Raw genomic sequence first — 24172 nt, 5'->3', positions numbered from 1 at the left:
GCCTCAGTCCTCGATCTCGCCGCTGCGGATCGCGAGCCGGATGGCTTGCGCCGTCGTGGCGACGCCGAGCCGAAGCCGCGCGCGCCGCAAATGGTTCTCGACCGTGCGTTCCGACAGGCCGAGCGATGCCGCGATGTCGGCCTGGCGCCGTCCGGCGGAGATCCAGCGCAGCACCTCGCGCTCGCGCGGCGACAGGCTCGACGCACCGTTCGGCTCGTGCGCTTCCATCAGCCCGCGGGCGGCGCGGAAGGCGGCAGCGCCGATCATCGTCAGCGCCGCACGCGTCCGCGGTGACGCATCGATCCGCGTCCCGGCGAAGCTCATCGCGCCTTCAAGGCCGGTGCGCCCGAACACCGGAACCTGCAGTCCATGGAAACCGGGCCCGCGCGGCGTGCGCACCACGCGGTACTTCTCGCCGCGCGCCGACATCACCTTGGTCCAGAAAAACGCCTCGTCCACATTGAGGAAATTGCGCGTCACCGGACAATGCCGGACGTAGGTTTCGGCATCGACGGTCACGCCTGTGCCGAACCAGTCGCCTTCGACCCAGTAGATCCGGTCAACCAGGTCCTCACGTGCCGGCGATGCCGAGAACATCACGAACCGGTCGTAGCCGAGCGGAACGCTCGCAGACCGCACCGCCGCCTGGATCGCGGGCAAGCTCTCGCTACCCTCGATCGCAACCACGGCTTCGATGTAGCGGTCCATGCGGTGCCATCGTGTCTTGCGGAAGGCCGGAGGCGCGGCCCAGCGCGTTGAGGATTTTCCCTCAAGCGAGGTCGGCCTGCAAGGCGCGTGACATTGGCCCGCCGCCGGCGGCGCGGCGAGATCGCGCCGCCCGGAGGTTGAGCCGCCGCCCGCTCAGCGCCCGCCGAGCGTATCGAGCAGCGCCTTTGCGGCCGCCTTGCCGACATTGTTGGCGGCGAACGGGCTGTCACCGGTGATCAGCTTGCGATCCTGATGGGTCTTGCCGGTGATGTCCTTGTTCAGGATCTCGACGCCGAGTGCCTGCAACTTTTCGCCGAAGGCCCAGGTCAGCGCGCCGGGCATGTAGCCGATATCGGGTGTCGTCCGATCGATGGCGTCGGGAAATGCACAGATCTTGTAGCCCTTGAAGGGATAGTCGCCCTTGGCTTCGCCGACCGCGGACGCCAGCAGCGCCGCCGGCCCATGGCAAAGCGAGATGATGTGCTTGTCGTTGTCGAGCGCCCATTTCAGCGCGGCCTTCACGTCGGTGCTTTCGGGCAGGCCGATCAGCGCACCATGGCCGCCGGGAATGAACACCGCGATATAGTCGGAATCCTTGCCGAGCTTTTTTTCGGTCACGTCGGAGAGCTTCAGCGGCTGCTTCAGCCTGGCGAGATATTCCTGGTAGATGCTCTTGACCGCGTCGTCCTCCTTCGGAAACGCCCAGTGCTCGAATTTGACCGGATTGCCCGACACGGTCGCGATGTCGAATTCGAAGCCCGCCTTGTCGAGGTGATACATCGGCAACAAGGTCTCGACGGGATGGTTGCCGGTCGAGAACATCGTGCCGTTCTGCAACAGCAGATAGCGCTCGTCCGCGGCGATCATCAGAATTTTCCAGCGGCCACCCCTGTAGGCGTTGGGATAATCCGCGCCGGAGAGATCCGACTTGGCCGAGGTGAATTGCCCAAGCGAGTAAGGCGACGGAAAGAAAGCGTTGTTCTCCGCCGGATCGGCTACGGGACGCTTATCCTGGGATTGCTCGGACATCGAGATATCCTCTCTCATCGTGTTGCGATCCGGCAAAGGTAAGCACGAGATCGGCGATGAGGAATGAGGGATTTCCCTCAACCCACTTTGCCGCGCATCCCTATCCCTGTTTCTGCAACACCGTGATGTGCAGGCGGCGGCGGATCTCCATGCCCTGGCGGCGATAGAGCGCGATCGCCGAGACGTTGCTGGTGAAGACGTGCAGGAATGGAATTTCGCGGCGCGCCACGATCTGGCGGGCGACCGCCGACAGCAGCGCCTGCGCGTAGCCGCGGCCGCGGTGCTCCGGATGCACGCAGACAGCGGTCATCTCGGTGTAGTTCCCCGGCTTCATCCGCTCGCCGGTCATCGCGACCAGCTCGCCGCCAACGCGGATGCCGAAAAAGCTGCCGAGCTCATGCGTCCGCGCACTGAACGGTCCGGGCTTTGTCAGCTCCGTCAACGCCATCATCGCAGGAACGTCGGCAGCGCCGAGCGTGACGATCTCGACGCCGGGCACAGAATGGTCCGCGGGCGTGCCGATCATCTGCTCGCCGGTCTCGGCCAGCAGCACCTTGAACTCCGGCGGCACCGGGACAGGATCGGGCGTGAACAGCACCGCGATCTCAGGTCCCGACAGCAGCGCACCCAGCGCGGCAAAGCTCTTTGGCGACATGTCGACCATGTCGGCGAAGGGTGCGATCGCGAGAGGAAAGCGGCGCGCGTCAGCGCCGCCTTCCGCCAGATCGCGTTGTCTCGTGGTCAGCGCGCTCCAGATTGGGCGATCGAGCGGATGAATCGGCGGGGCTTCGGACATGCGGCGCTTCGCTCCTGATTTTCCTCGAACAGAGCAAGAAGCGCCGGCAAAATCCAGCATGGCGTGTTGTGGTTGCGGCTCACAATCACGCCAGCAGGTGAAACCCCGCTACGCTACCTTCAGGCAGAGCTCGGTGCCCCCCTTGAGCGGCAGCGTGATCGACACGAAGCCATTGTTGGGATCGCGCACGAACTCCAGGAAATCCGCCTCGGCATTGTCGTTCATGACGTAGCCGCCGACACGAAGCTGCGGCGCGACGATCTCGATCACCTGACGCGCCAGCGTCGGCCCCTTGTCGCCCGGCCAGCCGTCGATCAGGATGAAGTCGACGGGACCGCCGAGATCGCGCAGCGTCTTGCGCGCATCGCCCTCGCGGATGTCGGCGTAATCGGCAAGGCCGGCGTCTGCGAGATTGCGCTTCGCCGCTGCGACCTTGGCCGGCACGATCTCCGATCCGATCACGGTGCCGCCGCCATTGTCGCGCATCGCGGCGGCGAAATAGAGCGTCGACATTCCGACCGAGGTCGCGAACTCGGCGACGCGCCGGGCGCGCAGGCCGCGGCACAACAGATAGATCAGCTCGCCCTGCTCCGGGTGGATCGAGAATCCCTGCTCGGCATAGTCGTGCGGGTCGCGGCTGCCGCTCTGCATCGGGTTGCCGCGCACCGGCGCCCGGCGGGTGGCCTGCAGGCGCTCGATGACGGCCGTGACGCGAGCATCACGGATCGCGCTGTGCGGTTCGGCGTTGTACATGAAGGGTCTCCTTTGCGACTGCGTCATTGCTGCAGGATCTCAGCGGCCGCGCGGTCGAGGATCTTTGCGATCCGCCGCGCCTCGGCGGCATCGCAGCCGCGCTTCTGGCGCAGCGCGCTCTTCAGCGCGTGACGGGCGCGGTGCACCTCGTCGGACGCTTCGCCATCGAGATCGCTCACGCCGGCGAAGGCTTCGCGCACCTCCTCCATGCGGCGGCCGATCCGCGACAGCGCCTCGAGGATGGTATCCGCGGTCGTACGGTTCTCGCCGAGATATGCCCTGCCCTGCTCGGTGATGCTGTAGAGCTTGCGCGCCGCGTCCCGGGTGACGCTGGCATGGCCGATCTCCTCTAGGAATGTCAGCGCCGGATAGATCACGCCAGGGCTCGGGCTGTAGAAGCCGTCCGACCGCTCCTCGATCCTCTTGATCAGCTCGTAGCCGTGTGCCGGCTGCTCGCCGAGCAGCGCGAGGATGACCAGTTGCAGATCCTGCGACGAAAGCCGCCGCGATCCCGGAAAATCGCCACCGCCACCCCGCCCGAAGAAGCCATGGCCGCCGCGGCCAAAGCGGTGGCCGCCTCGGCCGTGCCGGCTCATGGCGAAGAACCCAAACCGGAAGCCGTCATCGTCCCGGTCATGAAACATCGGTTTTCTCATCGTTCATTCCTTACTGAAAACATATCTTACGATATATCTACAGATAAAGCGGCGGCAACCCACGTTTTCGTGAGACGTCGGGGGTGAAACGGCGGCTGGTTTGGCCAAGGGCTTGCCGGCTCAGTCCGGGGCTTGTCGACCTTCATGCGGCTGGCCTATGGCTTTGAAGCCCTCCAGCCCTCCGACTCATGCGCCCCAAGACCTTCGAAGCCCATTGCCTGCGCCTACCCGCCGCCACCAAGGTGGTGCAATGGGAAGGCACGTCGGTGTTCAAGGTCGGCGGCAAGATGTTCGCGCTGGCCGGCGGCTACATCGAAAGCACCGGCGGCTTCATGTTCAAGACCTCGAACATGGCCTACCAGATCCTGATCGAGCAGGGCCTGGCGCGGCCCGCGCCATATCTGGCGCGCGCCACATGGGTGCAACTGGTGAGGAACGACGCCCTGCCCGACGCCGAACTCCAGGCCTATCTTGACCAGGCGCATGCGCTGATCGCCGGAAAGCTAACGCGGAAGTCGCGCAAGGCGCTCGGGCTCGACTGATCGGCCAAGCTGCGACGCTATTCAGCCGTCCAGCGGCTTGTCGGAATCGCCCGACAGCAATTTCGGAAACAGCTCCTTGAAGGTGAACTCGTCTTCGCCCTTGGCGCGATGGAAGCGCAGCACGACGTCGAACCGGCTGGCGTCCCATTTGGTGGGCGGCTTGCCCCTGCTGACTGGTATCAACGGAAGGACGTCGGCGATGATAGCCTTGTGCTCCCAGCACAGCAGCACGACGCCATTGAGTGCCAGCAGCGCCTTGATCAGCGCCGGTTCATGACCTTTGCCGAAATCTACGTTGGACGTCGCGCCAAGACGCGCCGCCAGCGCCGAGATCGTCTCGGCGGGACGGCTGCTCGGGCCCCGGTTGGGCGTGGTGCCAGGCGTCGCGGCATAGATCGCGTCAGGCTTGGCGTAGTCGCCCTTGGCGAGGTCGGTGCCAAACAATGCAGCCCAAGCGCCGGCGCGCTGCCAGCCGCGGAGGACAAGCGACTCGGTATCGGACACACCGTCCGCGGTGAAGCCGGGCCCCGGCCAGCCATCATCAGGCTTCTCGGCATGACGGATGATGAAGAGCGTGAGCGCGTCCATGGCGGCCTCGCGGGAGAACATGTGCGGCGGGAAACGGCGGCGCCGTCGATCCTATCCCTAATGAAGCGCCGGCGTCATGAACGGCGTCACAATTTGCGAAAACTCGCGCGGTACTGCGCGGGGGACACGCCGAGCCGCTCGGTGAACACGATCCGCATCCGGTCGGCCGAGCCGAAGCCGCAGTCGAAAGCAACCGCCTTCAGCGGCCGGTCTGAGCCCTCGAGCAGCCGTCGCGCGGCGTCGACCCGCGCCCGCTCGACGAATTCGTGCGGCGTGATGCCGGTCTCCTGCGCAAAGGCGCGGCCGAAATTCCGCACGCTCATGCCGACGGCCTCCGCCAGCGACAGCAGCGTGTGACGCTCGCCGACATGCTGCATGACATGTGCCTGCGCGCGCGCAATCGGCGAATCCTCATCGACCGGCGCGGTGAGATAGGGACTGAATTGCGACTGCCCGCCCTGGCGCTGCGCCACCACGACCAGCCGCTTGGCCACCGCGACCGCAACCTGCGGCCCGTGCCGCTCGGCGACCAGCGCGAGCCCGAGATCGATCCCCGCGGTCACGCCGGCCGAGGTCATCAGATGTCCGTCGCGAATGTAGATGCGGTCGAAGATCACCTCGGCCGCTGGAAAGCGCGCCGCCAGCCGCTGCGCATTCTGCCAATGCGTCGTCACCTTGTGGCCGTCGAGCAGCCCGGCATGGCCGAGCGCGAAGGCGCCGGTGCAGATCGAACCGTAGAGTTCGGCGCGCCCGGGCGCCCCGCGCAGCCACCGTGTCAGTTCGGGGTCCGGCGCGGCGTCGGGCAATGCCGGCCCGCCGGCGACGAGCAGGATATCGACCTTCTCCTGTGCCTCGGCGAAGCTGAGGTCGGCCGATATCTTCATGCCGTTCGACGCGCGCAGCGGTTCGCAGCCGGCCCCCACCAGCACGGTCTCATAGCCATCGCCCGCCGGCACAAAGCCATTCGTCTCCGCGAACACGTCGACGGGACCCGCGACGTCGAGCGCCTGAACCCCTTCGTGAATCGCGATCGCGACCCTCTGAACCGCCATACCTTCTCCCTGCCCGCTGGCGCGAAACGACGTCTGGTTGGCCCGATCCGGCGGCGCGCGATCGTTGCGGGATCGGGCCAAAACCGGCGACAAACACACCACGGATCGCGCCACCCGGCGATCCGCACACACCGCAGAGACGAGCGCCGGGCTCGCGTGTTCGCACGCCACAGCATCGTCTTGCCACATCAAGGAGCGTCTTGAAATGACCGAGATCATCGCCGGCATCCGCGTACCCGACAGCGCGATGGCCCGCGCCGCCACCCAGCTGGTGCGCGATACCGAGGACGACCTGCTCTACAATCACAGCCGCCGCGTGTTCTTCTGGGGCGCGCTGACCGGCAACCGCCACAGGCTGAAATTCGATCCCGAGCTGCTCTATATCGGCGCCATGTTTCACGACATGGGCCTCACCGCCGCTCATGCGAGCCCCAATTTGCGCTTCGAGGTCGACGGCGCCAACGCCGCGCGCGACTTCCTCAAGAGCTATGGCGTTCCGGAGCGCGACGTCGAGGACGTCTGGACCTCAATCGCCCTGCACACCACGCCCGGTGTCCCCGAGCATATGCGTCCGACCATTGCGCTGGTCACCGCCGGCGTCGAGATGGACGTGCTCGGCATCGCCTACGACGATTTCTCGCACGAGCACCGCGACCACGTCTGCGCGCACCATCCGCGCGAGGCGAACTTCAAGGAGAACATCATCGATCATTTCGCCGCCAGCACCATCAAGAAGCCGCTGACGACATTCGGCAACGTCAAGGCCGACGTGCTGGCGCTGAAGGACATGAACTACACCAGGATGAACTTCTGCTCGATCATCCTCGGCTCGAAATGGCCGACATGACGCGACGTCAATGGCGATTGGCGGGACCGTGGTCGGGGCCGGGATCCCGACCGGCGGCCGCGTGCGAGAGCCGGCTCATATAGTGTGCCCAACCCTTGTCGTGGCTCTCGCACTGCGCGGCGTTCGGCAGGCCGCTATGAGTCATGCGGAGCAGCGTGCCGTTGTCCTGCTCCATCAGGTCGATCTCGATCAGGCTCGATCCCGGCGGCACTTCCTCGCTGCCCTCCCAGCCGAAGCTGTAGGCCAGACGATGCACCGGCACGACCTCGCGGAACGCGCCGCGCGCGGCGCGGCTGCGATCGCTGCCGAGCCCCTTGAGGAAGTAGAGGCCCCCGGGATGCGTCTCGGTCGCAGCTTCCAGCCCCATCCAGCTCACGATCTTCTGCGGATCGGTCAGGAAGGCGAACACGGTTGCAGCCGGGGCTGCGATCTGGATCTCGCGTTGAACGATGAAGGCTTCAGTCATCGATCCATGCTCCATTGACGGTCGGTGCTCAGGGATAATTCGTGACAAGAGTGGTGCGTCAACCCCATGATGGCGTGATGCAATTGTCCTCGACGTTGAGCTGGCTGGTCGACGCCGCCGCCGAGACCGCGGGCGCCAACCGGTTGTTGGCGGACCTCGGTAGCCACCTTATCACGGATGGCCTGCCGCTTGCCGGCGGCGCTCTGACGCTCGAGGTTCCGCACCCCCTGATTGCAAGACGAACCTGGCTGTGGCGTGCCGACAATGGCGAGGTCATCGAAGCGCTCGGATTCGCGCCGGAACAACCTTTTGCGATGCCCGATATGGTGGGATCCGGCGACGCCGGCCGGCGCTGGCTCGGAACTCTCGCGCCCGGCCCGATCCATGAGGGCACGATCGGAACGCGGCCGGATGGCCCGACCCTCGGCTGGATCGGGACACGCGCGTTCACACCTGCCGAGGCGGACCAATTGCGCGAGGCGGCGCGGTTCATGGCCGCGCCGCTCGCCGCGCTGGCGGCGCGCGCGACACTGACGGCGGCGCTGGAGGCGTATCTCGGCCGGCGCAGCGCGGCGCGCGTGCTGGCATCGCCATTGCGGCGCAATACCGGCGAAACCATCCGGGCGGCGCTGCTGTTCGCCGACCTCCGCGGCTTCACCGCGCTGTCGGAAAGCCATCCGCCTGCCGAGGTGATCGCGGCGCTCGATGCCTGGTTCGACCGCATCGCGGGCGCCATCCACGCCTTCGGCGGCGAGGTGCTGAAATTCATCGGCGACGGCCTGCTTGCGATCTTTCCGGTCACGACCAGCGCGCGCAACGCATCCGAGGCGGCATTGCGCGCGGTGTCGGCGGCGCGCGTCGGCATGGCGCATCTCGATGCAGAGCGACGCAAGCAGGGCTTGCCGCCGTTGCCATTCGGCGCGGCGCTGCATCTCGGCGAGGTGCACTGGGGCAATATCGGCGCCGCCGACCGCCTCGACTTCACCGCGATCGGCGCCGCGGTCAATCTGGTGAGCCGGCTCGAAGGGCTGTGCAAGCCGCTGGAGCAGCCCGTGCTGGTTTCGGGCGCCCTCGCCGCCGAGACCGAGACGCCACTGGTCGCGCTCGGCAGTCATGAATTGCGCGGTATCGCGCGGCCATGCGCGGTCTTCACTTTGCCGGAGGGGTGAGCCGATCATCTGAACAGGCGCAGCCATGGCGCCAGATGAAATGCGCTCATCAGCGCGTACATCGGGACCATGCCCTGCAATGACAGCGGTCCCTGCATCGCGCCGCAGATCATGTCGGCCGGCGCCATCGCGGCAATCAGCGCCATCACGGTGAAGGTCGGCGCCGCCGCCAGCGACAGAAAGCGCGCCACGATGGGCCCGCGTCCACTGAGCCGCCCCCTCGCCCAATCTTCTCGTGTTTCAATACCGGTCATCGTTCGATCTCTCTGGGGATGATCCATGTCGTCATGTGCTAGGTTAGGACCGGGCCCCGGAGGGTGAGAGTGACAAGTGTGTCGGGATTCGAATGGACTCGCTGATCATAGCTGCGGCGCGCGCGCTCGCGGCGGGTGATCCCCTCGGCGCACTGAAACGGGTGGCCCTGCGCGACGATGCGCCGGCGCTGGCGCTGCGCGGCATCGCGATGGCCCGGCTCGGCGATTTCGCCCGCGCCAAGGAGCTGTTGCGGCGCGCAGGCCGCGCCTTCGGCCCGCGCGAAGCCGTCGCGCGGGCGCGCTGCGTGGTGGCGGAGGCCGAGATCGCGCTGGTGTCGCGCGACCTTTCCTTTCCCGGGAAGAGCCTCGCCGCGGCACGCGCAACGCTCGCGGCACGAGGCGATGCGCTCAATGCCGCCCATGCCGGCTATCTCGAAATCCGCCGCCTGCTGCTGATCGGGAGCCTTGATGCGGCCGAGCGCATGCTTGACGGCCTCGACCCGGCGCCGTTCCCGCCGGCGCTGCGGGTCGGCCATGAACTGGTCGTCGCCGGGATCGCGATGCGGCGGCTGCGGACCAAGCCGGCACGCGAAGCGCTGGCCCGCGCAAGGGAAGCCGCGCGCCGCGGCGGCATCGCCGAGCTCGCGGCCGAAGTCGAGAGCACCGCGCGCCTGCTCGCCACGCCCGCGGCACGTCTGATCGCGCGCGGCAGCGAGCGGCCGCTGCTGCTCGAGGAGGTCGAAGCCCTGATGGCGTCGAAGGCCCTCGTCGTCGATGCCTGCCGCTATGTCGTGCGCGATATCGGCACGACGGTCTCGCTGACGCGACGGCCGGTGCTGTTCGCGCTCGCCCGCGCGCTGGGCGAAGCGTGGCCGCAGGACGTGTCGCGCGGCACGCTGATCGCGCGGGCGTTTCGCGGCAAGCACGCCGATGAATCGCACCGTGCGCGGCTACGCGTCGAGATCGGACGGCTGCGCCGAGCGCTGCGGCCGCTCGCCGATCTCAGCGCCACGCCTGACGGCTTTGTGCTGGAGCCACATGGCCGGCGCGAGGTGAGCGTGCTGGCGCTGCCGGTCGAAGAGGAGCATGCGGCGGTGCTGGCCTTTCTCGCTGACGGCGAGGCCTGGTCGAGCTCGGCGCTGTCGGTCGCGTTGGGCGCGAGCCAGCGCACCGTGCAGCGTGCGCTCGACACATTGGCCGCCACCGGCAAGGTGCAGTCGGTCGGCCGGGCCCGCGCCCGGCGCTGGATGACGCCGCCGGTACCGGGATTCACGACGACCTTGTTACTCCCTGCCCCGCTGCCGAACGGCTAGCATCAGGGCGACATCAGAGCATTTTCGAGCGAAGCGGATACCGGTTCGCGTGAAGAAGACGCGTCAAAACAGGAAATCGGGAGCCTCGATTCTGATTCCATCAGAACCGAAGCTCCAGGCGACAGGAGCGCAGCATGAAAAAGGCCACGGCCGAGATCATCCGGGAATACGGTCCCTTCGACGGCGTCGAGAACGTCGGCGGCGTCAGCTTCGACGGCGAGCAGGTCTGGTTCGCGGCCGGCGACCGCCTGGTGGCCTTCGATCCCGACAGCGGCAATACCACGCGCACCCTCGATATCGCGGCCCATGCCGGCACCGCCTTCGACGGCAAGCACCTCTATCAGATCGCCGAGGACCGCATCCTGAAGATCGAGCCGAAGAGCGGACGCGTGGTGTCCACCATCCCCTCGCCCGGCGGCGGCCGCGACTCGGGCCTCGCCTGGGCGGAGGGCTCGCTGTGGGTCGGCCAGTACCGCGATCGCACCATCGTTCAGATCGATCCGGAAACCGGCAAGGTTCTGCGCACCATCGAAAGCAACCGGTTCGTCACCGGCGTCTCCTGGGTCGATGGCGAACTCTGGCACGGCACCTGGGAAGGCGATGAAAGCGACGTGCGACGGATCGACCCGCAGACCGGCGAAGTCATGGAAAAGCTGGAGATGCCGCAGGGCACGTTCGTCTCCGGGCTGGAGTCCGACGGCGGCGACCGCTTCTTCTGCGGAAGCGGCTCCGCCAACAACAAGGTGCGTGCAATCCGGCGGCCGAAGCGCAGCCGCGCGTGAAGCGATTTGCGATCACCTTTCGGCTAGGGAAAGAATAGAGCGGATCACCTGGCGCTTCTCGTCCGACAAACCCGCGAGCAGCGCCTCGTCGAGATGCTGTTCTCGGATGAGCCGCGCGAAGACAAGCGGGAGCTGCGAGTATCGATAGTCGAACATCTCATCGAGCTCCCTCCTTTGCTGGTGCAGATAGGCGCCAACTTCCCACATCTCCGACGGCGTCGCTGCCGCAACGGCCCTGCTCTTGAATTCGACCATCACCTTGGCGAATGCACACTCCACCGCAGAATCATAGGCCTTGCGCGCAATCTTCTTTTCAGCCGGGGACCATTGGAGATCACGGTACATAGTGGGCTCACATGCGTCTGGCGTCGTGTCAACAATCATGGCATTCAGCCGTGGACGCCCGACCGATGCAATGACGCCACAACGTTGCCCCTTTGCCCGCCGCTCGGCAAGAACAATGCGTCTGTCCGAGCGGCGCGCTGCATGACCTAGGTCAAACCTCATGCCGGCGCCGGCACCGCCACGGGCCGCGCCGCCGGCATCGGGCGGAAGGTCATCATGATCAGGAACGCGCCGATGCCGACGGCCCAGGAGCCGACATAGAGCCACGTGTAGCTCGCAAAGGTGTCGTAGATCAGGCCGCCGGCCAACGGACCGGTCGCCATGCCGAGGCTGCCGGCCATCGCGGTGCCGCCGATTACCGTGCCCATCATTCGCAGCGGGAAGTTCTCGCGGATCAGCACGGAATACAGCGGCATGGTGCCGGCATAAATGAAGCCGAAGATCGCCGCGACCGCGTAGAATGCGGCAAGCTCGCGCACGAAGACGTAGCCGAGCGCGCCGAACGCCTGCGCCAGCAGGCCAAGCACCAGCACGCGCTTGGCGCCGAAGCGGTCGCCGAGCAGGCCGAACGCGATGCGGCCGCCCATCCCGGCGAGCCCTTCGACGCTGTAGATCGTCACCGCGGCAACCATCGGAATGCCGCAGGTGACCGCGTAACTCACGGTATGGATGATCGGGCCCGAATGGGTAGCGCAGCAGAAGAAATTGGTCGCGATCAGGATGATGAATTGCGGCGAGCGCAGCGCCTGCGCCAGCGACATCGGCGGTTCGCCGTTCTCGGAGACCGCTTCAGCGTGCTCGCCCTGCAGCGCCGGCGGGCGGCGCACCAGGAACGAGACCGGGATCATGATCGCACCGACCACGCCCGAGACGATCAGCATCGCGGTGCGCCAGTCGTGGTGGGAGATCAGCCAGGCCGCGAGCGGCGACATCGTCATCGGCGCCATGCCCATGCCGGCCGACACCAGCGAGACGGCGAGGCTTCGATGGGTGTCGAACCAGCCGGTGACGCAGGCCATCATCGGGGCGAAGATCGCCGCCGTGGCCGCGCCCACCAGCGCGCCGAACACGAACTGAAAGGCCAGCAGCGATGTCGCCTGGCTGGCCAGCGCGAGGCTTGCCGCCAGCACGACCGATCCAGTCAGCACCACCGGGAGCGGCCCGAAACGGTCGGACAGCGTGCCCCAGATCATGCTGGTGAAGGCCATCGCGAGGAAGCCGATCGTCATCGCGCTGGAGATGCCGGTCACCGACCAGCCGGTCTCGCGCGCCATGGGCTGGAGGAACACCGGCAGCGAAAACATGCCGCCGATCGCGACGCAGCCGAGCAGGCCGCCGGCCGCGACGATCACCCAGCGATAGGTCGAATTGCTCATTCCGGAACTCCCATGCAGCTCATTCTGGCTGGAAGACGAGCGGGACGACGCGAAACCGACAGCTGACGAGCGCGCCAGCTCACTTTTTTGCGAGCATCGCGGCCTCGAGCGCCGCTACCGAAATATTCCTCCTGGTCAGCGGCCAGCCGGACTGCACCCCGGCTCCGGCGCGATCTCGCCGAGTGCTCGCACCTGCACGAGTTCCGAACCCTGCGTCTTGGCGATGAACATGTTCATCGCCGCGTGATGATCCTGACCGAGCGTGACAGGGCCGGTCGGCGACGGAATGGCGAGGCCCGCGATCGCGTCGATGATGGCCTCCTTGTCGAGCTTGCCGGCCTTCTCGGCCGCCGCCTTCAGTGCGATCAGCGTGTTGTAATGCGTCATCACATAGTTCGACACCGCGACACCCGCCTCTGCGGCGGCGCGGGCCTTCGCGATGAACGCCTTGACGGCCGGATCCTCGCTCGCCGCAACCGCCGGCACCACGGTCACCATGTTCTGCCCCTTGCCACGGAAGATGCCGAGGTCGACTTCCGACAATCCGAGGAACGCGACGGTGATGTCCTTCAACAGCCCGGCCTCGTCGGCCTGCCGGATGAAATCCATCCCGTCGCCCTTCAGCGCGAACAGCAGCACCTCGGCCTTGCTCGCCGCGATCTCCTTGATCAGCGGCGAGAAATCGGTCTCGGTTCCCAGCGTGTATTTGGTCGCGACCACCTTGCCGCCGAGATTCTCGATCAGGGGCTGCGCGATGCCGAACATCTGATGCGGCCAGACCCGGTCGGCGCCGAGCAGGAAGTAGGTGTTGCCGAACGTCCGGCTCATGTAGGGCAGCAGCTGGCCGAGCTCCTGGTTCGGCACCGCGCCGAACGAAAACAGATAGCGGCTGCATTTGCCGCCCTCGTAATTGGTGGCATAGAGCAGCGGCGTCTTCGAGCTCTCGGCAATCGGCACCAGCGCATTCAGGTTTTGCGAGGTGATCGGACCGACCACCGCCAGCACGTCCTGCTTTTCGACCAGCGAGCTCATCGCCTCGGCGGCCGAACCCGGCCGTGTCTTGTCGTCGACATAGATCACCTCGACCGGCCGGCCAAGAATGCCGCCGGCCGCGTTGATGTCCCTGACGGCGAGATCGAGCCCAAGTTTCGCCTGCTGGCCATAAAGCTCGACCCCACCGGAAAACGGCAGCACCGCGCCGACCCGGATCGGTTCGCCGGGTTCGGCAGCGCGCGCCGGCTGAAGCATCGCACCGCAGAGCAGAAGCGCGAGCGTCGTGCAGATGATCGAGCGTGATGCCATGTGCGTCTTTCCTTCAGACAGGAAGCATCCAGTCTGATCGATCTTATCGGCGTGGCACTGAAGAATTCGTCAAGCGCGCCCCCATTTGCGTCACATTCGAGGCTATGCTCACTCCGCGCGTCGAGACATTTCCGCGCGCCTTCCTCCTCAAGATTTCTGGTCTATCGGGCACCCCGCCTTCGCGGCGTGCTCGTTCGCGCGGTGTGACGATTGATGAAAGGACACCCTTTGCAAAGCCGCTTCGTCCTGATCTCTGGCTGCTCCGGCGGAGGAAAATCGACCCTGCTGGCCGAACTCTGTGCACGCGGCTATCCGGTCGTCGAAGAGCCCGGCCGCCGCATCATCGCCGATGAGCTCGCGTCCGGCGGCAACGCCCTGCCCTGGGCCGATGCGGCGGCCTTCCTGCGTCGCGCCATCGACGTCGCGCTGAAGGATCTGGCGATGGCCAAGGCTCAATCGGGATGGGTGTTCTTCGATCGCGGCGTCGTCGACGCGGCATCGGCATTGCAGGCGTTGACAGCCAAGCCGGTGCTGCACCCGATCTGCGCCGCACATCGCTACCACCGGCGCGTGTTCATGACACCGCCGTGGCCGGAGATTTACGTCACGGATGCGGAGCGACGACACACCTTCGAGATGGCGGTGGCGGAGCATCGGCGCTTGATGGAGACGCTTCCGGCGCTTGGCTACGACGTCATCTGCCTGCCGAAGCTATCGCCATCCGCTCGCGCCGATTTCGTGCTCACGACGCTCGGCGGCTGCGTCACACCGACGGCTTGATCAAACCGTCACTCCGCGGCCTCGCGCTGCGGAACGCCCTGCTCCACGTCGAGCTGCAAGATGTCGTTGAAGCGGTTGAAGGCGCCGCACAGCGCGATCCGCCATGTCAGCTCGACGATCTGCGGTTCCGAGAAGTGTTCGCGCAGGCGTGCGAAGATCTCGTCGCGAGTCTTGTTCCAGTTGTTGGTGACGGCGATCGCATATTCGACCACGAGCTTGTCGAGCGCATCGAGCTCGGGATGATCCTGATAGTCGAGCAGCCGCTCGGCGCCCGCCTCCGAGACCCCCTGGATCGCGAGCTTGGGCGCATGGTGCGACACGCAATAGTCGCACTTGTTGAGCAGCGACACCGTCACCAGCGCGAGCTCGAGATGCCGCTTCGAGACCACCGCCTCGTCGGCGAGATCGACCAGCAGCGACCACATGTGCTAGAAGATCGGCGGGCGCTGCGCCATGACGCCGGCCTGGTTCTCGAACGCGCCATAAGTGGTCATCTTGTCCCACAGCGGCTTGAGCTCGCCCGGCAGGTCGTTCCTGATCTTGATTGACACGCGTGACATGGATCTTGCCTCGGATCGGAAATGAACCGAAGCAGCCTGCCCCGCTTCGCCTGATACCGCAAGCCGCAGGCCAGCATGGCAAGTATCGCGACAGGTCGGCGCCGGCGAGGACGCGCGCCGCAGGCACGACGATTGTCACCTCAGAATGACGTCCCGCCTCCGAACCGGAACTCCTGCACGATGTCGTATTTGCCCTTCGTGATCGGCACGGCGTAATCGAAGCGCAGCGGGCCGAACGGCGAGGCCCAGATCAGGCCGACACCGACCGAGGTTCGCACCACGTTCCCGTCGTCGTATTGGAGGCCGCATTTGCAAGCAGCGGTATTCACCTCGCCGGTGGCGGCCCACGACGTCGGGCCTTCATAACCCCAGAGCGAGCCGGCGTCCGCATAGACAGCCCCCTTCAACCCAACCTCGGAAGGCAGGAACCAGAACGGCATCTGCAGCTCCATCGACGCGCCCCAATATTTGGTGCCGCCGAGCGCATCCCCGACTGCGCCAAGGCTCGCATAGGTGATGTCACGCGGCCCGATGCCGTTGGTGGCAAAGCCGCGTACGAGATTCGGCCCCATCTGGAAATGGTCCAGCATGCGCAGATCATTGTCGCCGACCTTGGTGAGCAGGCCGCCCTGCAGGTGGATCAGCCCGATCAGGTCGGACACCAGCGGCGTATAGTATTTCGCGTCGACCGCGCTCTTCAGATATGTCACGTCGCCGCCGACGCCGGCAAAATCCTGCTTGAAGTCGATCAGCAGGCCGTCGGTCGGGTTCTTGTTGTTGTCGAGGGTGTTGTAGGTCAGCGTGTAGCCGATCTGCGAGGTCCAGGTCGCCCCTGCGGCCAACTCCTTGCGCACCGGCAAGGTGGATTCTCCGTCGCCGTAGCAGCCATATCCATAAAGCCCTGACGAGACCGAGTTCGTCGGATCGACGCCGCCGAGCACACTCTGGATGTAGGCCGGTGTCGGATTGAACGCGAGCGACGGGTTGGACGGATTGTTGTTGCAGTTCGCGTAGGCGCTATCGAGCGAGATTTCCTGCTGATAGAGCGAATATCGCAGCTGGAGGGTCAGGTCTTCGCGCAAGGCCAGGCCCAGCCGCGGCGAGAACCCGATCGTCTTCACGCCATAGGTCGTGTAGTCCGTCGGCAGCTGCTCCTTGTAGTACGCATCGAGCCCGAGCGCGACGCGATAGTCGAGCAAATACGGCTCGACAAAGGACAGCGACAGGCCGCGCGAGTACTGGCCGTAGCTGACCGTCGCCTTGGCGAACAGGCCACGGCCGAGCAGATTTCGCTCCGAGATGCTGACCTCGGCAAGCGCGCCGTCCGTCGTGGAATAACCGCCCGACACCGAGAAGTCGCCGGTCGACTTTTCCTCCAGGTCGACGACCAACACAACGCGATCGCTCGTCGAGCCGGGCTCGGTGGTGATCTTGACGGTCTTGAAGTAGTCGAGATTCTTCAGCCGCCGCTCGGCGCGATCGACCAGCGCACGGTTATACGCATCGCCCTCGGAGAGATCGAACTCGCGCCGGATCACGTAGTCGCGGGTGCGGCCGTTGCCGCGAATGTCGATCCGCTCGATATAGGTGCGCGGCCCCTCCTCCACGCGAAACACGATGCCCACCGTGTGGGCCTCGAAATTCCGGGCGCCGTCCGGACGGACCACCGCGAAAGCGTAGCCGCGGCGCGACGCTTCGATCTGCATGTCCTCGACCGATTTCTCGACCGCCTCGACGTTGTAGAGCGAGCCTTCGCCGACGCGCGACAATGAACGCAGCGTCGTCGGATCGAAGCCCGCTATGTTCGAGCGGAAACTGACCGTCGCGACGCGGTACTGCTGCCCCTCATCGATCTTGAACGTCACCTGAAAGCCCTTGCGCTCCGGATCATACTCGGCGAGTGCAGCCACGACCTGGACGTCCGCGTAGCCGTGCCTCAGGTAGAAGCGGCGGATCAGGTCACGATCGGCCTCGACCCGATCCGGGTCGTAGATGTCGGCATTGCCGAGAAAGCTCAGGAAGTTCGTCTCGTGGGTCTTGATCACGTCCTTCAGGCGCGCCGCCGAGAAACTGTTGTTGCCCATGAACTCGATGGTCTTGATGCCGGTCTTCGCTCCCTCGTCGACGGTGAAGACGAGATCGACGCGGTTATTCGAGCGTTCGATGATTTCCGGCGTGACGTGCACGTCGTAGCGGCCTGACCGCCGATAAATCTCGGCAATCCGCAGTGCATCCGACTGCACCATCGGCCGCGACAGGGTACCCCGCGGCTTGGACTGCATTTCGGCCGAGAGCTGCTCGTCCTTGATCTTCTTGTTGCCCTCGAACGCGACGCGGTCGATCACCGGATTCTCGATCACGGAAACGACGATCCGACCGCCCGTCTGATTGATCTTGACGTCCTGGAACAACCCGGTCCCGACCAGCTCCTTGAGGCCGTCGTCGACGGCAGCCTGATCGAGACGGCCACCGGGCCCGGGCCTGAAATAGGAGCGGATGGTCTCCGCCTCTACCCTCCGGTTGCCTTCGACCGTGATCGCATCAACCGATTGGGCCGCCACCGGAGCCACCAATGGCCATATCACCGGCGTCCCCGGGATCGAAAACCCCGACAGCACGATCGCCGCGACAAAGCCCCGCCACGTCTTCATTCCACACCTCGCGAACAAGAAGCCCGTTGTGACGGGATGGTGATGGCTGCGGTGTGGCTGCAGGATTGCGGGATTATTTCCAGTGGTTTGGGTCTGTTAGCGCGACGCGACGCGGCCGGCATCGCGGATTGTTTCGGGCTGCGCGCGACGCTTACAGTTCAGAAACACTATGCTTACGAAAAGGCGCAATGCCGCCCACAAGCGACGCGTATGCTGGTCAATTGGTGGCTGAGCGCGCTGGAACGCGCATCAGTAACGTCATGATGAGGACCCAGTCGCGGATCATGCTTGCAAACACCCCGAAGATCCTGATCGTCGAAGACGATCTGCAAACCAGGGACTTGATTGCCCGCTACCTGCGCGACCAATCCTGCCTGGTGGCCACCGCCTCGAACGGCAGGGAAATGGATCGTTACCTTGCCGGGCATTCGCTCGATCTCGTCGTCCTCGATTTGATGCTGCCCGGAGAGGATGGACTAACCCTGTGTCGCCGCCTGCGCGGCGACTCGACGATCCCGATCATCATGCTCACGGCAAAGGGCGAGGACCTCGACCGGATCCTCGGGCTTGAGATGGGCGCGGATGATTATCTCGCCAAGCCGTTCAATCCGCGCGAGCTGCTGGCGCGGATCAACGCCGTGCTGCGCCGCCAGGCCCAGGCCGGCCTTGCCGGGCGCTCGGGCCAGAGCGCCGCGCGCCTGCGCTTCCAGGACTGGACCATCGATCTGCGCCTGCGCGAACTGCGCGATCCCGACGGCGCCCAGGTCCCGCTGACCAGCGCGGAGTTCGACCTGCTGCAGGTGTTCTGCGAGCGACCCGGCCGGATCCTGACGCGGGATGGCCTCTTGACCATGACGCGCAGCCGGCCGGCCAGTCCGTTCGGGCGCAGCATCGACGTGCTGGTCAGCCGGCTTCGCCGCAAGCTCGATACGAGCGAAGGATCGTCGGTGATCCGGACGGTTCGCACCGGCGGCTACATCTTCACGCCGCATGTGGAGGACGCATGAGCTGGACCCGCAGGATTGCCGCGCTTTTCAGCTTCCACCGGATCAGTGGTCAGATCGCCGCGCTGATCCTGCTTTCGCTGGTGCTCATCCATGCGCTGATCGGGCTCTATTTCGTCAGCCAGAAGCCGAGATCGTTTGCGGACAGGCCGGTCCATCAGTTCCAGCTGGTTGCCAGGCTTCTGGCCGAGGCCCCTGCGGCCGATCGCGCTACGTTGTTGCGCGCTGCCGATCGCGCCTTTCCCCGCCTGCATCTCACATTGCGCGACGCAGGTCCGGGCTTGGCCGATGAGGCTTCGTCCGAGGCACCTGGCGTCGACGATGTCGATGAGTTTTCCTCGAAGACCGCGCCGGCGGCGATTCGGTTGCCGGACGGAGCCCTGTTCGAAGCGACGATCGGCCCGACGAAAATGCCGCCCTTCTTCGGCGGGTTCTGGGTCAGCACGTTCCTGTTCCTGTTCGTCAGCGTCACGCTGCTCGGCGTGTGGGCCGGCCGCGCGCTCAGCGCGCCGCTCTCCGCGTTCGCCCGCGCCGCCGAGAATTTCAGCATCAGCCAGGCCGCCGCGCCGCTTCCGGAGACCGGCCCGGAGGAAATCCGCGCCGCAGCGGTTGCGCTCAATCGCATGCGCGAACGCATCACCACGCTGATGAATGACCGCACGCGCATGCTCGCCGCAATCAGTCACGACCTGCGCACGCCGATCACCCGGCTAAGGCTCAGGTCCGAATACATCGAGAACGACGCCCAGCGCGCGGAGACCCTGCACGACCTCGACCAGATGCAGGCCATGCTGGAGTCCGTGCTGTCATTCCTGAGCGGCGGCAGCGCGGCGAAGCCGACGCTCGTGAACGTCGCTGCCCTGCTGCAGACGATCTGCGAGCAATTCTCCGATTGCGGTCACGTCGTGCGCTACCAGGGCCCGACCAGGGCTTCGCTCCTGATCCGCCCGAGCGAGATCAGCCGCACCGTGACCAATTTGGTGGAGAACGCCCTGCGCTTCGGTAGCGAAGTCGAGATCAAGCTGACCGCGTCAGCCGATCAGGCCATCATCGACGTCTCGGACGACGGTCCGGGGATTCCGGAGCATCGCCGGGCCGAAATGCTGAAGCCATTCGTCCGGGGCGACGAGGCCCGCACCATGGACGAGAAAAGCGGCTTCGGACTTGGCCTTTCGATCGCTCAGGCCATGGTGTGCGGGCATCGCGGCGAGCTGTCCCTTCACGACAACGCGCCGCACGGCCTTCTCGTCCGCATCAAATTGCCGGGGCCCGTGCACCTCGGATCGGATCGAAGCGGGGCGAGCGCGTCTCGCCCCCCAGTTCCTGAGTTCGTTGGCTAGGGAAGGTTCAGGATCAGGTTCAGAATCGCTTGCCCCTGCCGCCCGGCCGCTTTTGATCGGACCCGGACTGCTTCAGTTCGTCCGGCGTGACGCGGCAGTCACCGTTCTTGTCGAATTGCAGGATGAACTCGTTCGGCTTGTCGACGAACTCCCCGCGCGTGACCTTGCCGTCCCGCTTCTCGTCGAAATAGCCGAAATCCGCATCGGCGAGCGCGCTGCCGGCGCGGCGAACCGCTTCGAACTCGGCGGGCGTGAGTCGCCCGTCGTGATTGCGGTCGGCGCGATCGAACAGCCGGCCGAGATAGGCCTTCCATTCGTCGCAGGTGTAGACGCCGTCGTGATTGTCGTCCCAGATCTCGGCCGCGCTCGCCAGTGAGCGGTCTCCGCCGGATTGCGGATGCGGCCCTTGATCAGATGGAGCCGGCTGCGCCGCCGCGAATGGAAATGGCGCGGAAAGCCCGCTCATCACGGCAATCATCCCGCAGATGGACAGCAACTGTCTGCGCAAATCGATCTCTCCCCCGCGTCATCCCCAAGCGGCGCAGAGTTGTCGATCGCGCCGTGGCGAAAATGCGGAAGGGCGTGGCGCGGATACAGCGCGTTACAATTTGGCCCGCAGGATCAGCCCTTCTTCGGATCGGCGCGCGTGTTGCGCAGCAGATTGTCGCGCAGCCTCGCAACGGTCTTCTGCACGACGGGAAATTCGTCGCCGAGCCCGGTGGCTTCGACCAGGGACACATTGATATCCTTGTCGAGCAGGCGTCGGCCGGCCGGCGTCAGGCTCACGCGAACCTGCCGCTCATCGGCGGGATCGCGCACGCGGCTGATATAGCCACTCTGCTCCAGCTTCTTGAGGATCGGCGTCAGCGTGTTGGATTCCAGAAACAGCTTTTCGCCGAGCGCGCTGACGGTCTGCTCGTCCGCCTCCGACAGCGCCACCATGGCGATGTACTGGGTGTAGGTCAGGCCGACCGCGTCCAGGATCGGCTTGTAGGCGCGGCCGAAGGCCAGATTGGCCGAATAGACCGCAAAGCACAGAAAATTCGAGAGTTTTCGGCCCTTGGTCTCGGCCTTGGAGGAGCGGGTCACGGACGTCTCCGGAGTTTGTGATGTCGCGGTCCATATAAATCGTATCCGATTAAATCGGAAGTGCTTGACACGATCAAGCCCGGGGTCTATTTCGACGCGTACACGATTAGATCGGATACGATCTATATTCATCCCAAAGGAGCTCGCCATGACCGCCAATGCAAAGGTTCTCGTCACCGGAAAGACCCACGTCACCGCCGGCCCGAACGGCGCCGCCCGCTCGCGCGACGGCTTCCTCGACGTCAAGCTGCCGCAGCCGCACCCCGCCGCGGAAAACCTGTTCGCGGCCGCCTGGTCGGCCTGCTACATCGGCGCGATCCAGCTCGCCGCCGGTCAGCGCAAGGTCAAGCTCGCGAGCGAGCCCGAGGTCGACGCCGAGATCGATCTGAACCAGGCCGGCAGCGCCTTCTTCCTGAGCGCACGCCTCAACGTCCACGTCCCCGGCGTCGAGCGCGAGGTTGCGCAGGAGCTGATCGAAGCCGCGCACGGCATCTGCCCCTACTCCAAGGCGGTTCACGGCAACATCGATGTCACGACCACCCTGGCCTGAGACCAGCACATGACGATCTCCGACGCGGGCCGGCCGCTTGCCGGCTCGCGATCGGACAGGGACGCAAGCAAATCCTGGAGTTCAAGATGACCAGCAAGCTGATGAAGGCAACGCGCCTTCTCGCAAGGACGGCCTTGTTCACCGCCAGCCTCCTGACCATACCGAGCGCACAGGCGCAGCAAGCGGCGGGCTTCACGCGAACCGACCTGCAGCGCCACGACCTCAGCGCCTCCGGGCGTGAAGCCGTGCAGGTGCGGGTCGACATCGCACCGGGCAAGGCATTCGGCCGCCATACGCATCCGGGCGAAGAAATCATCTATGTGCTCGCCGGCACGCTCGAATACGACGTCGACGGCAGGCCGCCGGCGAGGCTGAAGGCCGGCGACGTGCTGTTCATTCCCACCGGCACGGTCCATGCCGCGAGGAATGTCGGCGACGTCACCGCCAGCGAGCTTGCGACCTATATTGTCGAGAAGGACAAGCCGCTGCTGACCCTCGTGAAGTGACCGATACCGCCTGCCCGCCCCTGCGTCTGGGCAGGCACGGCGACATCGTGTTCACTTCGTGCCGTGAGCCTCGGCCTGCCGCACCGGCCGCGCGTTGAAGATCAGGACGCTGAGCGCGGTCATGATCCACACCCCGATGCCGCCATAGAGCATCACCCAGCCGAAGCCGCTCGCCAGTGCCTGATGCACGACCGGGCCGGTCAGCTCCGGCGCGGATGCGATGTCGCCGGCGGCGATCCGCTCGGCGATTGCCCGAAGTTGCGCGCCGTCCAGCGCCGGCAGCACCGCCTTCAGATGCGCCAGCACGCCGCTCGCCAGGATAAAGCCCATCAGCGCGATGTTGACTGAAAGCGAAACCATTCGCGCGCTCATGTCGATGCCCGAGGCCATGCCGGCGCGGTCGCTTGAGACCGAGCCGGTCGTCGTGTTGGTGACCGGCGTGTTGGTGATGCCGAGACCGATGCCGGCGAGCAGGCAGCCCGGCAGCATCGTCAACCAGTCCGGCTGCGCGGCGGCGCTGCCCAACTTCATCAGCATGAATCCGGCGCCGATGGTGAACAGCCCCACCGGGATGATCAGGCCCGGCTGATAGCGCAGCGACAAGCGTTCGGCGAAGGGCGGCATCACCAGTGTCGGCAGCGTATAGGCAAGCAGCGCAAGACCCGCGGACACGCTGTCATAGCCGAGGCCGGCGTGAAACCAGATCGGCAAATAGATCATGAACGGCCAGTAGCTGAGGTTCATCGCCGCCGAGCCGACGATCGAACCGGAGAACGCAGGAATCCGGAACACCGAAAAGTCGAACATCGGCCGCCGGCTGATCTTCTCGGCAACCAGGAACGCGATGAAGCTCACGGCGGAGACGCCGAGAATCGCAAGCCCCTTCGGACTGACGAAGCCGAGATCCGGCCCCTGCGTGATGTAGAAGGCGAGGCAGAACACGGCGAGCGACATCGTCACGATACCGGCGACGTCGAGGCTGCTCGCCTTCGGATCCTTCGATTCATGCACGCCGCCGATCGTGAGCACGAACGCCACGGCTGCGAACAGCACGTGGACGAGGAACACCCACTCCCAGCTCAGCACCGCGACGACGGCGCCGCCGATGATCGGCCCGAAGCCGAGACCGATGCCGAAGATGACGCCCCACCAGCCCCAGGCAACGGCGCGCACCCGGCCGCCCTGGAATTCGTGCGAGAGCACGGCGATCTGGCAGATCAGGAGCGCGCCGCCGCTCAGGCCCTGCAGGAACCGGGCGACAATCAGCATTTCGACGCTCGAGGCGACGCCGCAGATCAGCGAGGTGATGCCGAACGCCGCGATCGCGACCAGGAAGATGCGCTTGCGACCGTAGCGGTCCGCCACCGTCCCGATCGCCATCAGCACCGTGGTGACCGCGATCGTGTAGGCGTTCATGATCCATTGCAGCGCCTTGAAGTCGGCATGCAGCACCCGCTCCAGCGTCGGCAGGATCGCGGGGATGCTGGAAATCTCCAATCCAAACATCAGGCAGGCAAGGCATACGGCGGACAGCACGACAGCGCCGCGGCGGCTCAGTTCAGTAGACATGATCAGGCCTTTTGTTGTGGCAAGCCAACGGCATACCGCACGCTGTTGCCAGGGTGCTGGCAGCAGCGTCGGTCGATCGACTCACGATGTATTGAGGCAGCAGCGGCAGGAATCGGGTGGCCGCAGCGCTTCACAGCGCAAAGCT

At 65.5% G+C, this 24172-nt stretch carries 29 protein-coding genes; 11 read left to right on the top strand and 18 right to left on the bottom strand.

Annotation, left to right across the window (positions count from 1 at the left end; translation table 11 throughout):
- Positions 1–3: 3 nt before the first annotated feature.
- The 5 genes from ACVWYP_RS22545 to ACVWYP_RS22525 all read right to left on the bottom strand — a co-directional run bounded on the left by ACVWYP_RS22545 (position 4) and on the right by ACVWYP_RS22525 (position 3930).
- On the bottom strand, positions 4–708 hold the full coding sequence (locus ACVWYP_RS22545) for a PA1136 family autoinducer-binding transcriptional regulator (RefSeq protein WP_304499916.1): 705 nt from the start codon (positions 706–708) through the stop codon (positions 4–6).
- Positions 709–861: 153 nt separating this feature from the next.
- Positions 862–1737 (bottom strand): glyoxalase III HchA, encoded by an 876-nt coding sequence (hchA, locus tag ACVWYP_RS22540; protein WP_304499915.1) that lies wholly within the window; start codon positions 1735–1737, stop codon positions 862–864.
- Positions 1738–1837: 100 nt separating this feature from the next.
- A complete protein-coding gene (locus ACVWYP_RS22535) occupies positions 1838–2533 on the bottom strand; it encodes a GNAT family N-acetyltransferase (protein WP_304499914.1) in 696 nt (231 codons plus the stop codon).
- A gap of 108 nt (positions 2534–2641) precedes the next feature.
- A complete protein-coding gene (locus tag ACVWYP_RS22530) occupies positions 2642–3286 on the bottom strand; it encodes an O-methyltransferase (RefSeq protein WP_304499913.1) in 645 nt (214 codons plus the stop codon).
- A gap of 23 nt (positions 3287–3309) precedes the next feature.
- Complete coding sequence (locus ACVWYP_RS22525; protein ID WP_304500285.1) at positions 3310–3930, bottom strand: PadR family transcriptional regulator; 621 nt, start codon at positions 3928–3930, stop codon at positions 3310–3312.
- 200 nt (positions 3931–4130) lie between these two features.
- Between ACVWYP_RS22525 and ACVWYP_RS22520 the strand changes: the two genes are divergently transcribed.
- On the top strand, positions 4131–4484 hold the full coding sequence (locus ACVWYP_RS22520; RefSeq protein WP_028344741.1) for an MmcQ/YjbR family DNA-binding protein: 354 nt from the start codon (positions 4131–4133) through the stop codon (positions 4482–4484).
- 21 nt (positions 4485–4505) lie between these two features.
- On the opposite strand, the gene ACVWYP_RS22515 is transcribed toward ACVWYP_RS22520, so the two are convergent.
- Positions 4506–5072, bottom strand: a complete 567-nt coding sequence (locus ACVWYP_RS22515; RefSeq protein ID WP_304499912.1) for a histidine phosphatase family protein — start codon at positions 5070–5072, stop codon at positions 4506–4508.
- 86 nt (positions 5073–5158) lie between these two features.
- A complete protein-coding gene (locus ACVWYP_RS22510) occupies positions 5159–6124 on the bottom strand; it encodes a GlxA family transcriptional regulator (protein WP_304499911.1) in 966 nt (321 codons plus the stop codon).
- Positions 6125–6329: 205 nt separating this feature from the next.
- Between ACVWYP_RS22510 and ACVWYP_RS22505 the strand changes: the two genes are divergently transcribed.
- Complete coding sequence (locus tag ACVWYP_RS22505; protein WP_304499910.1) at positions 6330–6971, top strand: HD domain-containing protein; 642 nt, start codon at positions 6330–6332, stop codon at positions 6969–6971.
- A 7-nt stretch (positions 6972–6978) separates the two neighbouring features.
- Here the strand turns inward: ACVWYP_RS22505 and ACVWYP_RS22500 are convergent, their stop codons facing one another.
- Positions 6979–7437: an SRPBCC family protein gene (locus tag ACVWYP_RS22500; RefSeq protein ID WP_028344737.1), complete on the bottom strand. Its 459-nt coding sequence runs from the start codon at positions 7435–7437 to the stop codon at positions 6979–6981.
- A gap of 77 nt (positions 7438–7514) precedes the next feature.
- On the opposite strand from ACVWYP_RS22500, the gene ACVWYP_RS22495 reads away from it, so the two are divergent.
- Positions 7515–8606, top strand: coding sequence for an adenylate/guanylate cyclase domain-containing protein (locus ACVWYP_RS22495; RefSeq protein ID WP_304500284.1), 1092 nt, complete (start codon positions 7515–7517; stop codon positions 8604–8606).
- Between the two features lie 5 nt (positions 8607–8611).
- Here the strand turns inward: ACVWYP_RS22495 and ACVWYP_RS22490 are convergent, their stop codons facing one another.
- On the bottom strand, positions 8612–8860 hold the full coding sequence (locus tag ACVWYP_RS22490) for a hypothetical protein (protein ID WP_304499909.1): 249 nt from the start codon (positions 8858–8860) through the stop codon (positions 8612–8614).
- 92 nt (positions 8861–8952) lie between these two features.
- Between ACVWYP_RS22490 and ACVWYP_RS22485 the strand changes: the two genes are divergently transcribed.
- Both ACVWYP_RS22485 and ACVWYP_RS22480 read left to right on the top strand, forming a co-directional pair.
- The gene (locus tag ACVWYP_RS22485; RefSeq protein ID WP_456684139.1) at positions 8953–10173 is read left to right on the top strand and encodes a helix-turn-helix domain-containing protein; all 1221 of its coding nucleotides are present in this window, start codon (positions 8953–8955) and stop codon (positions 10171–10173) included.
- Positions 10174–10307: 134 nt separating this feature from the next.
- A complete protein-coding gene (locus tag ACVWYP_RS22480) occupies positions 10308–10955 on the top strand; it encodes a Vgb family protein (RefSeq protein ID WP_304499907.1) in 648 nt (215 codons plus the stop codon).
- A 12-nt stretch (positions 10956–10967) separates the two neighbouring features.
- Here ACVWYP_RS22480 and ACVWYP_RS22475 read toward each other — a convergent pair whose 3' ends face one another.
- The 3 genes from ACVWYP_RS22475 to ACVWYP_RS22465 all read right to left on the bottom strand — a co-directional run bounded on the left by ACVWYP_RS22475 (position 10968) and on the right by ACVWYP_RS22465 (position 13978).
- The gene (locus ACVWYP_RS22475) at positions 10968–11300 is read right to left on the bottom strand and encodes a hypothetical protein (RefSeq protein ID WP_304499906.1); all 333 of its coding nucleotides are present in this window, start codon (positions 11298–11300) and stop codon (positions 10968–10970) included.
- A 158-nt stretch (positions 11301–11458) separates the two neighbouring features.
- On the bottom strand, positions 11459–12676 hold the full coding sequence (locus ACVWYP_RS22470) for an MFS transporter (protein WP_304499905.1): 1218 nt from the start codon (positions 12674–12676) through the stop codon (positions 11459–11461).
- Between the two features lie 135 nt (positions 12677–12811).
- Positions 12812–13978, bottom strand: coding sequence for an ABC transporter substrate-binding protein (locus ACVWYP_RS22465; protein ID WP_304499904.1), 1167 nt, complete (start codon positions 13976–13978; stop codon positions 12812–12814).
- Between the two features lie 213 nt (positions 13979–14191).
- Here ACVWYP_RS22465 and ACVWYP_RS22460 point away from each other — a divergent pair, with 213 nt between their 5' ends.
- Positions 14192–14758, top strand: coding sequence for an AAA family ATPase (locus ACVWYP_RS22460; protein ID WP_304499903.1), 567 nt, complete (start codon positions 14192–14194; stop codon positions 14756–14758).
- Positions 14759–14766: 8 nt separating this feature from the next.
- On the opposite strand, the gene ACVWYP_RS22455 is transcribed toward ACVWYP_RS22460, so the two are convergent.
- The 3 genes from ACVWYP_RS22455 to bamA all read right to left on the bottom strand — a co-directional run bounded on the left by ACVWYP_RS22455 (position 14767) and on the right by bamA (position 17969).
- The gene (locus ACVWYP_RS22455; protein ID WP_304499902.1) at positions 14767–15183 is read right to left on the bottom strand and encodes a carboxymuconolactone decarboxylase family protein; all 417 of its coding nucleotides are present in this window, start codon (positions 15181–15183) and stop codon (positions 14767–14769) included.
- A gap of 3 nt (positions 15184–15186) precedes the next feature.
- A complete protein-coding gene (locus ACVWYP_RS22450) occupies positions 15187–15318 on the bottom strand; it encodes a hypothetical protein (RefSeq protein ID WP_304499901.1) in 132 nt (43 codons plus the stop codon).
- Between the two features lie 140 nt (positions 15319–15458).
- Positions 15459–17969 carry an outer membrane protein assembly factor BamA gene (bamA, locus tag ACVWYP_RS22445; protein WP_304499900.1) on the bottom strand — a complete coding sequence of 837 codons (2511 nt, stop codon included), beginning with the start codon at positions 17967–17969 and terminating at the stop codon, positions 15459–15461.
- Positions 17970–18011: 42 nt separating this feature from the next.
- On the opposite strand from bamA, the gene ACVWYP_RS22440 reads away from it, so the two are divergent.
- The 3 genes from ACVWYP_RS22440 to ACVWYP_RS22430 are packed head-to-tail and all read left to right on the top strand — an operon-like array spanning position 18012 to position 20313.
- Entirely contained in the window at positions 18012–18233 is a 222-nt protein-coding gene (locus ACVWYP_RS22440) for a hypothetical protein (protein WP_304499899.1), read from the top strand.
- Between the two features lie 20 nt (positions 18234–18253).
- Positions 18254–18976, top strand: a complete 723-nt coding sequence (locus tag ACVWYP_RS22435; RefSeq protein ID WP_026192667.1) for a response regulator — start codon at positions 18254–18256, stop codon at positions 18974–18976.
- Positions 18973–20313, top strand: coding sequence for an ATP-binding protein (locus ACVWYP_RS22430; RefSeq protein WP_304499898.1), 1341 nt, complete (start codon positions 18973–18975; stop codon positions 20311–20313). The genes ACVWYP_RS22435 and ACVWYP_RS22430 overlap by 4 nt, the downstream gene beginning before the upstream one ends.
- Before the next feature lie 19 nt (positions 20314–20332).
- On the opposite strand, the gene ACVWYP_RS22425 is transcribed toward ACVWYP_RS22430, so the two are convergent.
- Complete coding sequence (locus ACVWYP_RS22425; RefSeq protein WP_304499897.1) at positions 20333–20779, bottom strand: EF-hand domain-containing protein; 447 nt, start codon at positions 20777–20779, stop codon at positions 20333–20335.
- Between the two features lie 155 nt (positions 20780–20934).
- Positions 20935–21402 (bottom strand): MarR family winged helix-turn-helix transcriptional regulator, encoded by a 468-nt coding sequence (locus ACVWYP_RS22420; RefSeq protein ID WP_304499896.1) that lies wholly within the window; start codon positions 21400–21402, stop codon positions 20935–20937.
- Between the two features lie 148 nt (positions 21403–21550).
- On the opposite strand from ACVWYP_RS22420, the gene ACVWYP_RS22415 reads away from it, so the two are divergent.
- Positions 21551–21952: an Ohr family peroxiredoxin gene (locus ACVWYP_RS22415; RefSeq protein WP_304499895.1), complete on the top strand. Its 402-nt coding sequence runs from the start codon at positions 21551–21553 to the stop codon at positions 21950–21952.
- 101 nt (positions 21953–22053) lie between these two features.
- On the top strand, positions 22054–22458 hold the full coding sequence (locus ACVWYP_RS22410; protein WP_304500283.1) for a cupin domain-containing protein: 405 nt from the start codon (positions 22054–22056) through the stop codon (positions 22456–22458).
- Between the two features lie 51 nt (positions 22459–22509).
- On the opposite strand, the gene ACVWYP_RS22405 is transcribed toward ACVWYP_RS22410, so the two are convergent.
- Positions 22510–24027, bottom strand: coding sequence for an MFS transporter (locus ACVWYP_RS22405; protein ID WP_304499894.1), 1518 nt, complete (start codon positions 24025–24027; stop codon positions 22510–22512).
- Positions 24028–24172: the final 145 nt, after the last annotated feature.

This window comes from Bradyrhizobium sp. USDA 3262, assembly GCF_054060035.1.
The sequence above is the reverse complement of the archived record's forward strand: the minus strand, read 5'-3'. Positions and strand labels throughout refer to the sequence as shown.

Excerpts from the sequence above, each read along its gene's own strand:
- ACVWYP_RS22480 (WP_304499907.1), top strand. The coding sequence starts at position 10,308 with ATGAAAAAGGCCACGGCCGAGATCATCCGGGAATACGGTCCCTTCGAC.
- ACVWYP_RS22455 (WP_304499902.1), bottom strand. The coding sequence starts at position 15,183 with ATGTGGTCGCTGCTGGTCGATCTCGCCGACGAGGCGGTGGTCTCGAAG.
- ACVWYP_RS22460 (WP_304499903.1), top strand. The coding sequence starts at position 14,192 with ATGAAAGGACACCCTTTGCAAAGCCGCTTCGTCCTGATCTCTGGCTGC.
- ACVWYP_RS22510 (WP_304499911.1), bottom strand. The coding sequence starts at position 6,124 with ATGGCGGTTCAGAGGGTCGCGATCGCGATTCACGAAGGGGTTCAGGCG.
- ACVWYP_RS22410 (WP_304500283.1), top strand. The coding sequence starts at position 22,054 with ATGAAGGCAACGCGCCTTCTCGCAAGGACGGCCTTGTTCACCGCCAGC.
- ACVWYP_RS22535 (WP_304499914.1), bottom strand. The coding sequence starts at position 2,533 with ATGTCCGAAGCCCCGCCGATTCATCCGCTCGATCGCCCAATCTGGAGC.
- ACVWYP_RS22490 (WP_304499909.1), bottom strand. The coding sequence starts at position 8,860 with ATGACCGGTATTGAAACACGAGAAGATTGGGCGAGGGGGCGGCTCAGT.
- hchA (WP_304499915.1), bottom strand. The coding sequence starts at position 1,737 with ATGTCCGAGCAATCCCAGGATAAGCGTCCCGTAGCCGATCCGGCGGAG.
- ACVWYP_RS22530 (WP_304499913.1), bottom strand. The coding sequence starts at position 3,286 with ATGTACAACGCCGAACCGCACAGCGCGATCCGTGATGCTCGCGTCACG.
- bamA (WP_304499900.1), bottom strand. The coding sequence starts at position 17,969 with ATGAAGACGTGGCGGGGCTTTGTCGCGGCGATCGTGCTGTCGGGGTTT.
- ACVWYP_RS22470 (WP_304499905.1), bottom strand. The coding sequence starts at position 12,676 with ATGAGCAATTCGACCTATCGCTGGGTGATCGTCGCGGCCGGCGGCCTG.
- ACVWYP_RS22485 (WP_456684139.1), top strand. The coding sequence starts at position 8,953 with ATGGACTCGCTGATCATAGCTGCGGCGCGCGCGCTCGCGGCGGGTGAT.
- ACVWYP_RS22515 (WP_304499912.1), bottom strand. The coding sequence starts at position 5,072 with ATGGACGCGCTCACGCTCTTCATCATCCGTCATGCCGAGAAGCCTGAT.
- ACVWYP_RS22500 (WP_028344737.1), bottom strand. The coding sequence starts at position 7,437 with ATGACTGAAGCCTTCATCGTTCAACGCGAGATCCAGATCGCAGCCCCG.
- ACVWYP_RS22435 (WP_026192667.1), top strand. The coding sequence starts at position 18,254 with ATGCTTGCAAACACCCCGAAGATCCTGATCGTCGAAGACGATCTGCAA.
- ACVWYP_RS22450 (WP_304499901.1), bottom strand. The coding sequence starts at position 15,318 with ATGTCACGCGTGTCAATCAAGATCAGGAACGACCTGCCGGGCGAGCTC.
- ACVWYP_RS22465 (WP_304499904.1), bottom strand. The coding sequence starts at position 13,978 with ATGGCATCACGCTCGATCATCTGCACGACGCTCGCGCTTCTGCTCTGC.
- ACVWYP_RS22430 (WP_304499898.1), top strand. The coding sequence starts at position 18,973 with ATGAGCTGGACCCGCAGGATTGCCGCGCTTTTCAGCTTCCACCGGATC.
- ACVWYP_RS22405 (WP_304499894.1), bottom strand. The coding sequence starts at position 24,027 with ATGTCTACTGAACTGAGCCGCCGCGGCGCTGTCGTGCTGTCCGCCGTA.
- ACVWYP_RS22415 (WP_304499895.1), top strand. The coding sequence starts at position 21,551 with ATGACCGCCAATGCAAAGGTTCTCGTCACCGGAAAGACCCACGTCACC.
- ACVWYP_RS22440 (WP_304499899.1), top strand. The coding sequence starts at position 18,012 with ATGGCTGCGGTGTGGCTGCAGGATTGCGGGATTATTTCCAGTGGTTTG.
- ACVWYP_RS22495 (WP_304500284.1), top strand. The coding sequence starts at position 7,515 with ATGCAATTGTCCTCGACGTTGAGCTGGCTGGTCGACGCCGCCGCCGAG.
- ACVWYP_RS22425 (WP_304499897.1), bottom strand. The coding sequence starts at position 20,779 with ATGAGCGGGCTTTCCGCGCCATTTCCATTCGCGGCGGCGCAGCCGGCT.
- ACVWYP_RS22505 (WP_304499910.1), top strand. The coding sequence starts at position 6,330 with ATGACCGAGATCATCGCCGGCATCCGCGTACCCGACAGCGCGATGGCC.
- ACVWYP_RS22525 (WP_304500285.1), bottom strand. The coding sequence starts at position 3,930 with ATGTTTCATGACCGGGACGATGACGGCTTCCGGTTTGGGTTCTTCGCC.
- ACVWYP_RS22475 (WP_304499906.1), bottom strand. The coding sequence starts at position 11,300 with ATGTACCGTGATCTCCAATGGTCCCCGGCTGAAAAGAAGATTGCGCGC.
- ACVWYP_RS22520 (WP_028344741.1), top strand. The coding sequence starts at position 4,131 with ATGCGCCCCAAGACCTTCGAAGCCCATTGCCTGCGCCTACCCGCCGCC.
- ACVWYP_RS22545 (WP_304499916.1), bottom strand. The coding sequence starts at position 708 with ATGGACCGCTACATCGAAGCCGTGGTTGCGATCGAGGGTAGCGAGAGC.